Source organism: Adlercreutzia sp. DFI.6.23, assembly GCF_024462535.1.
In the GTDB taxonomy this organism is placed as follows: domain Bacteria; phylum Actinomycetota; class Coriobacteriia; order Coriobacteriales; family Eggerthellaceae; genus Adlercreutzia; species Adlercreutzia rubneri.
Genome location: NZ_JANGBP010000537.1, coordinates 1 through 300 on the forward strand (window position 1 = coordinate 1; position 300 = coordinate 300).

Consider the following 300-nt stretch of genomic DNA (forward strand, 5'->3'; position numbering starts at 1 on the left):
CGACCGCTCCGGACGCGCTCGCCGAGCTCGAGGCCGGTGGCTGGCGGCGAACGGCTGGGCGGCCCTGTGGGGCGGCGCGGCCGTCGAGGTGTGCGAGCTCTACGAATCGGCGACCCGCACCCAAATGGCTGCCCGGGCGGATATCAACGCCATGATCGCCTGGGCCTGGGCGCAGCGGGGCGCTCGCGCGCGGGCCGTTCAGTTCGCCCAGCGCAGCCTTGTCTCGGAGAGGAGCCCGCCGCGAACGGTTCTCTCTGCGGCGTTGGCGGCCTGGGAGGTGGGCAACGCGGCCACGCGCCG

The 300-nt window shown here is 75.0% G+C and carries 1 protein-coding gene; it reads left to right on the forward strand.

Going from position 1 to position 300, the window contains the following annotated elements; genetic code table 11:
* Positions 1-300 (forward strand): hypothetical protein (locus NE591_RS14475; RefSeq protein ID WP_256157013.1); only part of this gene is annotated, 300 nt, incomplete at both ends.